Genomic DNA, 8,330 nt, shown 5'->3' with positions numbered 1-8,330 from the left:
TACTGAATCAGGCGATGCTAAGTCCGTGAAGCCGGCCCGATCTCTTCGGAGTTGAGGGTAGTGGTGGAGCCGATGAACCAGACTTGTAGTAGGTAAGCGATGGGGTGACGCAGGAAGGTAGTCCAGCCCGGGCGGTGGTTGTCCCGGGGTAAGGGTGTAGGACGCACGGTAGGCAAATCCGTCGTGCATATGAGTCTGAGACCTGATGCCGAGCCGATTGTGGTGAAGTGGATGATCCTATGCTGTCGAGAAAAGCCTCTAGCGAGTTTCATGGCGGCCCGTACCCTAAACCGACTCAGGTGGTCAGGTAGAGAATACCGAGGCGTTCGGGTGAACTATGGTTAAGGAACTCGGCAAAATGCCCCCGTAACTTCGGGAGAAGGGGGGCCATCACTGGTGATAGCACTTGCTGCTTGAGCTGGGGGTGGCCGCAGAGACCAGCGAGAAGCGACTGTTTACTAAAAACACAGGTCCGTGCGAAGCCGTAAGGCGATGTATACGGACTGACGCCTGCCCGGTGCTGGAACGTTAAGGGGACCGGTTAGCTGCCTTTCGGGGTGGCGAAGCTGAGAACTTAAGCGCCAGTAAACGGCGGTGGTAACTATAACCATCCTAAGGTAGCGAAATTCCTTGTCGGGTAAGTTCCGACCTGCACGAATGGCGTAACGACTTCTCGACTGTCTCAACCATAGGCCCGGTGAAATTGCACTACGAGTAAAGATGCTCGTTTCGCGCAGCAGGACGGAAAGACCCCGGGACCTTTACTATAGTTTGATATTGGTGTTCGGTTCGGCTTGTGTAGGATAGGTGGGAGACTGTGAAGCGGCCACGCCAGTGGTTGTGGAGTCGCCGTTGAAATACCACTCTGGTCGTGCTGGATGTCTAACCTGGGTCCGTGATCCGGATCAGGGACAGTGTCTGATGGGTAGTTTAACTGGGGCGGTTGCCTCCTAAAGAGTAACGGAGGCGCCCAAAGGTTCCCTCAGCCTGGTTGGCAATCAGGTGTTGAGTGTAAGTGCACAAGGGAGCTTGACTGTGAGACCGACGGGTCGAGCAGGGACGAAAGTCGGGACTAGTGATCCGGCAGTGGCTTGTGGAAGCGCTGTCGCTCAACGGATAAAAGGTACCCCGGGGATAACAGGCTGATCTTCCCCAAGAGTCCATATCGACGGGATGGTTTGGCACCTCGATGTCGGCTCGTCGCATCCTGGGGCTGGAGTCGGTCCCAAGGGTTGGGCTGTTCGCCCATTAAAGCGGTACGCGAGCTGGGTTTAGAACGTCGTGAGACAGTTCGGTCCCTATCCGCTGTGCGCGTAGGAATATTGAGAAGGGCTGTCCCTAGTACGAGAGGACCGGGACGGACGAACCTCTGGTGTGCCAGTTGTCCTGCCAAGGGCATGGCTGGTTGGCTACGTTCGGAAAGGATAACCGCTGAAAGCATCTAAGCGGGAAGCCTGCTTCGAGATGAGTATTCCCACCCTCTTGAAGGGTTAAGGCTCCCAGTAGACGACTGGGTTGATAGGCCAGATGTGGAAGCCCGGTAACGGGTGGAGCTGACTGGTACTAATAGGCCGAGGGCTTGTCCTCAGTTGCTCGCGTCCACTGTGTTAGTTCTGAAATAACGAACGGCCGTGTTGTTGCCCGGTGTTCAAATTTTCATAGTGTTTCGGTGGTCATTGCGTTAGGGAAACGCCCGGTTACATTCCGAACCCGGAAGCTAAGCCTTTCAGCGCCGATGGTACTGCAGGGGGGACCCTGTGGGAGAGTAGGACGCCGCCGAACAATTTTTCCGGGAAAGCCCCGTGCCTTGTGGCACGGGGCTTTTCTGCGTTCCGGACCAGTTTCTGCCTCTGCCGCGTGCCTCCACCCCCGTGCACCGGGTGACGGAAGGTGAGGGTAGGGTCAGGGGGCATCATCGGCACGTTCTTCACAGGAGGCCCCCGGGTGGAGGTCCAGGAGACTCGGGTCCAGACGGACCGGGTCCTCACCATCCCCAACATCCTCAGCATGGCTCGCCTGGTTGGCGTACCACTCTTCCTGTGGTTGATTCTTCGCCCCGTGTTCGGCGGGCCCAACTGCGACAACTGGGCGCTGCTGGTGCTGATGCTCAGTGGTATCAGCGACTACCTCGACGGCAAGCTCGCCCGCAAGTGGAACCAGATCAGCAGCCTCGGCCGGCTCCTGGACCCGGCGGCTGACCGCCTGTACATCCTTTCCACCCTGGTCGGCCTCACCTGGCGCGAGATTCTGCCCCTCTGGGTCACGGGACTCCTCCTCGCCCGGGAACTGATGCTTCTCGTGATGGTGGGCATCCTGCGCCGCCACGGCTATCCGCCCCCGCAGGTCAACTTCCTCGGGAAAGCCGCGACCTTCAACCTGATGTACGCCTTCCCCTTGTTGCTGCTCAGTGACGGGAGTGGTTGGCTGGCCACACTGGCCGCCGTTTTCGGATGGGCGTTCGCAGGATGGGGTACAACCCTGTATTGGTGGGCAGGAATCTTGTATGTGGTCCAGGTCCGCCGACTTGTGAAGGCGGATGCAGTAGCCGATTGAGCTCGTTGATGCGGTGCCGTGCAGTGTGGCCGGCCCGCAGCTGTTGTCGTCATTGACGCCCGACGGGCGAAGTCGGCCGACCGTCGTCTCTTCGAGGAGGACGTTTCCGACATGAAGGCCGTCGTGATGGCTGGCGGCGAAGGCACGCGTCTTCGCCCCATGACTTCGAGCATGCCCAAGCCGCTCCTGCCTGTGGCCAACCGGCCCATCATGGAGCACGTCCTGAGGCTGCTCAAACGGCATGGGCTCAGCGAAACAGTAGTGACCGTCCAGTTCCTCGCTTCTCTCGTCAAGAACTATTTCGGCGACGGCGAGGAGCTCGGAATGGAGCTCACCTATGCCAACGAGGAGAAGCCACTCGGCACCGCGGGCAGCGTGAAGAACGCCGAGGAGGCGTTGAAGGACGACACCTTCCTCGTCATTTCCGGTGACGCGCTCACCGACTTCGACCTCACCGACCTCATCGCGTTCCACAAGGAAAAAGGCGGCCTGGTCACGGTCTGCCTCACCAGGGTGCCCAATCCGCTGGAATTCGGGATCACCATCGTGGACGAGAACGGCCAGGTCGAGAGATTCCTGGAGAAGCCGACCTGGGGCCAGGTCTTCTCGGACACCGTGAACACGGGCATCTACGTCATGGAGCCCGAGGTGTTCGACTACGTCCAGGCCGACACCTCCGTCGACTGGTCCGGCGACGTCTTCCCTCAGCTGATGAAGGAGGGCAAGCCGATCTACGGCTACATCGCCGAGGGCTACTGGGAGGACGTCGGCACCCACGAGAGCTATGTGAAGGCCCAGGCGGACGTCCTGGAGCGCAAGGTCGACGTGGAGATCGACGGCTTCGAGATCTCGCCCGGCGTGTGGGTCGCCGAAGGAGCTGAGGTCCACCCCGACGCCGTGCTGCGCGGCCCGCTGTACATCGGCGACTACGCCAAGGTCGAGGCGGGCGTCGAGATCCGCGAGCACACGGTCGTGGGATCGAACGTCGTCGTCAAGTCCGGAGCCTTCCTCCACAAGGCCGTGGTGCACGACAACGTGTACATCGGGCAGCAGAGCAACCTCCGGGGCTGCGTGGTCGGCAAGAACACCGACATCATGCGCGCGGCCCGCATCGAGGACGGCGCCGTCATCGGCGACGAATGCCTGGTCGGCGAGGAGTCGATCATCCAGGGCAACGTCCGCGTGTACCCGTTCAAGACGATCGAGGCCGGCGCGTTCGTCAACACCTCGGTGATCTGGGAGTCGCGCGGACAGGCACACCTCTTCGGGGCGCGCGGGGTCTCCGGGATCCTGAACGTCGAGATCACGCCCGAGCTGGCCGTACGGCTGGCCGGCGCCTACGCCACCACCCTCAAGAAGGGATCCACGGTCACCACCGCGCGTGACCACTCCCGTGGCGCGCGCGCCCTCAAGCGTGCCGTCATCTCGGCCCTCCAGGCCAGCGCCATCGACGTACGGGACCTGGAGAACGTACCGCTGCCCGTGGCGCGCCAGCAGACCGCCCGCGGCAGCGCCGGCGGGATCATGATCCGTACGTCCCCCGGCGTGCCCGACTCGGTGGACATCATGTTCATCGACGAGCGCGGATCGGACCTCTCGCAGGCGCAGCAGCGCAAACTCGACCGGGTCTACGCACGCCAGGAGTACCGCAGGGCCTTCCCCGGAGAGATCGGGGACCTGCACTTCCCGTCCAGCGTGTTCGACTCGTACACCGGATCCCTTCTGAGGAACGTCGACGTCGAGGGCATCGCCGAATCGGGGCTGAAGGTCGTCGTCGACGCCTCCAACGGAAGCGCCGGCCTCGTCCTGCCCAGCCTGCTCGGGCGGCTCGGCGTGGACGCCCTGACCATCAATCCGGGACTCGACGAGTCGCGGCCCACCGAAACCGCCGAGACCCGCCGGGCCGGTCTGGTCCGGCTCGGCGAGATCGTGTCCTCCGCGAGGGCGGCCTTCGGTGTGCGGTTCGACCCGGTCGGTGAGCGGCTCTCCCTCGTCGACGAACTGGGCAGGATCATCGAGGACGACCGGGCCCTGCTGGTCCTCCTGGATCTCGTGGCCGCGGAACGGCGCAGCGGTCGGGTGGCCCTGCCTGTCACGACCACGCGTGTCGCCGAGCAGGTGGCGGCCTACCACGGCACCCAGGTGGAGTGGACGACCACGTCGCCCGACGACCTGACCCGTGTGGGGCGTGAAGAGGACACCATCTTCGGAGGAGACGGGCGCGGTGGGTTCATCGTTCCCGAATTCAGCAGCGTTTTCGACGGGACCGCCGCCTTCGTCCGGCTCATCGGCCTCGTCGCGCGCACCCAGCTCACCCTGAGCCAGATCGACGCCCGCATCCCGCGGGCCCACGTCCTGCGCCGCGACCTGGCGACCCCCTGGGCCGTCAAGGGGCTCGTCATGCGCCGGGTCGTCGAGGCGGCCGGTGACCGCAGCGTGGACACCACGGACGGGGTCCGCGTGGTCGAGGCGGACGGCCGCTGGGTCATGGTCCTGCCCGACCGGGCGGAGGCCGTCACCCATCTGTGGGCGGAAGGACCGGACGACGCGTCGGCCCGCGCGCTGCTCGACGAGTGGGCAGCGGTGGTGGAGAGCGCGGGGGACTGATGTGAGGAGGGTGCGCCGGGGTCTCCGGTACCGGAGACCCCGGCGCACCGGTGGGGCCATTCGGCGGCAGCCGTGATGACGTGCGACGATGTGCGGCATGTCGCAGCCGTCCCCCGATCGGAGCACCGCCTCGCCGCCCGTACGCCCCGACGCGTCCATGTCGCTGCTGAACAACGTGATGGACCACAGCCTCGACGAGGGCTACGCGGAGGCGTCGGCGCGGCGCAGGGCCGACGGGAGCGCGGGACTGCCCCGTACGCTCATGTCGAAGCTCGGCCTGGCCGCCGGACTGGTGGTGGCCGCCCTCGTGGTCACCCTCGGCGCGGCCGAGGCGCGGATCTCCGCACCGGTCGTCGCCAAGGAGCGCGAGGAACTGATCGACCGGATCGAAGCGGAGACGGAGGCGGCGGACACGCTGGAATCCGACGTCGACGAGCTCCGCTCCGACGTGAGCGAACGTCAGCGCAAGGCCCTCGAGGACCACGGGGGCGACCAGGGGCAGTTGGTGGCCCTGTTGTCCGGTGCGACACCCGTCGAGGGCCCCGGCGTGAAGCTGGTCGTCGACGACGCGAAGGACACCGACCAGGGTGGTGGCGGGCCACGTGAGTCCTCGGGTTTCGCCGACACCGGCCGGGTGCGCGACCGGGACATGCAGCGGGTCGTCAACGGTCTATGGGAATCCGGGGCCGAGGCCATCGCCATCAATGGGCAGAGGCTGACCGCGCTGTCGGCGATCCGGGCCGCCGGTGACGCCATACTGGTGGACAACAGGCCGCTCGTACCGCCGTACACGGTGCTCGCGGTGGGGGACGGCGAGAAGCTCACGACCGCGTTCGGGGACAGCGCCGACGGCCAGTACCTCCAGGCGCTCAAGGAGAGCTTCGACATCCGCACCAGCATCTCCGAACAGCCGAAGGTGCGGCTTCCGGCCGCCCCGAGTCTGATCGTCCGTACAGCAGAGCCGAAGGCCGCCGGCAGAGGTGCGGCAGACACAGGGAAGGGCACATCGTGATCGCCGTACTGGGCCTCGTCGTGGGAGTCGTGGTCGGACTGTTGGTCCGGCCCGAGGTGCCGGCGGTGGTCGAGCCCTACCTGCCGATCGCGGTGGTCGCCGCGCTCGATGCCGTCTTCGGCGGTCTGCGGGCCATGCTCGACGGCATCTTCGTCGACAAGGTCTTCGTGGTCTCCTTCCTCTCCAACGTCGTGGTGGCCGCGCTGATCGTCTTCCTCGGCGACAAGCTGGGCGTCGGCGCCCAGCTCTCCACGGGTGTGGTGGTCGTGCTCGGCATCCGGATCTTCTCCAACGCCGCCGCCATCCGCCGGCACGTCTTCCGGGCTTGAGGCCGATGAACAACGACGAGAACACCCGCAGCGAACAGCCCGAGGGCGGCGCGTCCGCCGTCCCGGACAGCCCCGCTCCGCCGCCGCCTCCCGCCCAGGGGGTGACCGGCCGGCAGCGGCTCCGGGCCGGTCTGTGGCCGCCACGGCTGAGCCGTGCCCAACTCATCGTCGCCGTGCTGCTGTTCGGACTCGGCCTGGGGCTGGCCATCCAGGTACGGTCGACCAGCGACGACAGCGCGCTGCGCGGTGCCCGGCAGGAGGACCTGGTCCGCATCCTGGACGAGGTCGACGACCGGACGCAGCGCCTTGAGGACGAGAAGCAACGCCTGGACGATCAGCGCACCGAACTCGAGAACAGCTCCGACCAGGCCGAGGAGGCCCGGAAGCAGACGCTGGAGAAGGAGCGCCAGCTCGGCATCCTCGCGGGCACGGTGGCGGCCGAGGGCCCCGGCATCACGCTGACGATCACCGACCCCTCGGGGGCGGTCGCGCCCGACATGCTGCTCGACGCCCTTCAGGAGCTGCGTGCGGCCGGGGCGGAGGCGATCGAGGTCAACGGGGTGCGCGTGGTGGCCAACACCTACTTCTCCGGGGACGCCGGGGACGTCCAGGTGGACGGCAAGAAGATCGAAGCGCCGTACGAGTTCACGGTCATCGGCAAGCCGCAGGATCTGGAGCCCGCTCTCAACATCCCCGGCGGCGTGGTCCAGACGCTGGAGAAGGAGCAGGCCACGGTGCTGGTGGAACGGTCCGACGACATCGTCGTGGACGCCTTGCGACCGGCGCAGCGGCCTGACTACGCTCGGTCGTCAACCCCGTGATCCGGGCCGGTGTGAGGGCCGGGGGACCGGGCCGGACGGTTGCGGGGGGTCGGCGCACCGGATTGGTGGTGCGTGGTGGAAACTGTCGGGTGGATACGGACGTTGTGAAGATGTCCGGGTCGGCAGGTGTGTTCAGTCAGGGTTCGTCCTGCCCCACGGGCGGGTCTATGTCGGTCAAGGGGAATCGCCCGTGAAGTTGTTTGCGAAGTTGTTCGGGAAGAGTGCACGCGAGGACAGCAACAGTGCTGCCCGCCACCGCGCTCCGCGCCACGGTCAGGGCGAGGAGCAGGAGGCGGAGCGTCCGCTCTTCCGCGACGAGGTGTCCGGCGCCCCGCGGGGTGACGGCGTGTCGTCTGTTGACCCTGCCGGTGCCGGACGCATAGGTTTCGGCGCACCATCAGCCTCGAGTGCGGGTGGAGGGTTCACCCCGGAGGGCGCGTCGATGCCGGTCTGCACGAGGTGCGGCCACCGCAACGCGGAGGCCAGCAAGTTCTGTTCCAACTGCGGGGCTCCGCTGCGGGGCGGCGTTCCCGAGCGCCCCTCGGAGACGACGTCCACGATCTCCATCTCGGGGCTCGAGGCCTATGAGGCGGAGGCGACGGGCCAGACCACTCTGCCCTCGCTCTCCCCGGAGGCCCAGGCCGCTGTCGACGCCCTGCCCGCCGGTTCGGCGCTGCTGGTCGTGCGGCGCGGTCCGAACTCCGGCAGCCGCTTTCTGCTCGACAGCGACCTCACCACGGCCGGCCGTCACCCGCAGAGCGACATCTTTCTCGACGACGTGACCGTGTCGCGGCGTCATGTGGAGTTCCGCAGGAGCCCGGACGGTAGCTTCACCGTGGGTGATGTCGGCAGCCTCAACGGCACCTACGTCAACCGTGAGCGCATCGATTCGGTCCCGCTGTCCAACGGCGACGAAGTCCAGATCGGAAAATACCGCCTGGTCTTCTACGCGAGCCCGCGGGGCGTGTGACCAGCCCCGGACCCGGTCCGGGGGGACCCCGAGGAAGG

At 65.8% G+C, this 8,330-nt stretch carries 6 protein-coding genes and 2 rRNA genes (1 of these 8 cut by a window edge); all 8 read left to right on the top strand.

Annotation, left to right across the window (positions count from 1 at the left end):
- Positions 1-1,587 (top strand): 23S ribosomal RNA (locus QFZ71_RS02855); it begins 1,539 nt to the left of the window's first position.
- 78 nt (positions 1,588-1,665) lie between these two features.
- Positions 1,666-1,782: ribosomal RNA gene (gene rrf, locus QFZ71_RS02850) — 5S ribosomal RNA — on the top strand.
- A 162-nt stretch (positions 1,783-1,944) separates the two neighbouring features.
- Positions 1,945-2,553 carry a CDP-alcohol phosphatidyltransferase family protein gene (locus QFZ71_RS02845; RefSeq protein WP_307666663.1) on the top strand — a complete coding sequence of 203 codons (609 nt, stop codon included), beginning with the start codon at positions 1,945-1,947 and terminating at the stop codon, positions 2,551-2,553.
- A 111-nt stretch (positions 2,554-2,664) separates the two neighbouring features.
- The gene (locus QFZ71_RS02840; protein ID WP_307666662.1) at positions 2,665-5,160 is read left to right on the top strand and encodes a mannose-1-phosphate guanyltransferase; all 2,496 of its coding nucleotides are present in this window, start codon (positions 2,665-2,667) and stop codon (positions 5,158-5,160) included.
- 97 nt (positions 5,161-5,257) lie between these two features.
- A complete protein-coding gene (locus QFZ71_RS02835; RefSeq protein WP_307666661.1) occupies positions 5,258-6,172 on the top strand; it encodes a DUF881 domain-containing protein in 915 nt (304 codons plus the stop codon).
- Positions 6,169-6,501, top strand: coding sequence for a small basic family protein (locus QFZ71_RS02830; protein WP_003970459.1), 333 nt, complete (start codon positions 6,169-6,171; stop codon positions 6,499-6,501). The genes QFZ71_RS02835 and QFZ71_RS02830 overlap by 4 nt, the downstream gene beginning before the upstream one ends.
- A gap of 5 nt (positions 6,502-6,506) precedes the next feature.
- Positions 6,507-7,322, top strand: coding sequence for a DUF881 domain-containing protein (locus QFZ71_RS02825; RefSeq protein WP_307666660.1), 816 nt, complete (start codon positions 6,507-6,509; stop codon positions 7,320-7,322).
- Positions 7,323-7,512: 190 nt separating this feature from the next.
- The gene (locus QFZ71_RS02820; RefSeq protein WP_307666659.1) at positions 7,513-8,292 is read left to right on the top strand and encodes an FHA domain-containing protein; all 780 of its coding nucleotides are present in this window, start codon (positions 7,513-7,515) and stop codon (positions 8,290-8,292) included.
- The last annotated feature ends 38 nt before the right edge of the window (positions 8,293-8,330 follow it).

Source organism: Streptomyces sp. V2I9, from assembly GCF_030817475.1.
Lineage (GTDB): Bacteria > Actinomycetota > Actinomycetes > Streptomycetales > Streptomycetaceae > Streptomyces.
Note: the sequence above shows the minus strand (reverse complement) of the source record. Positions and strands in the feature narration are given on the sequence as shown.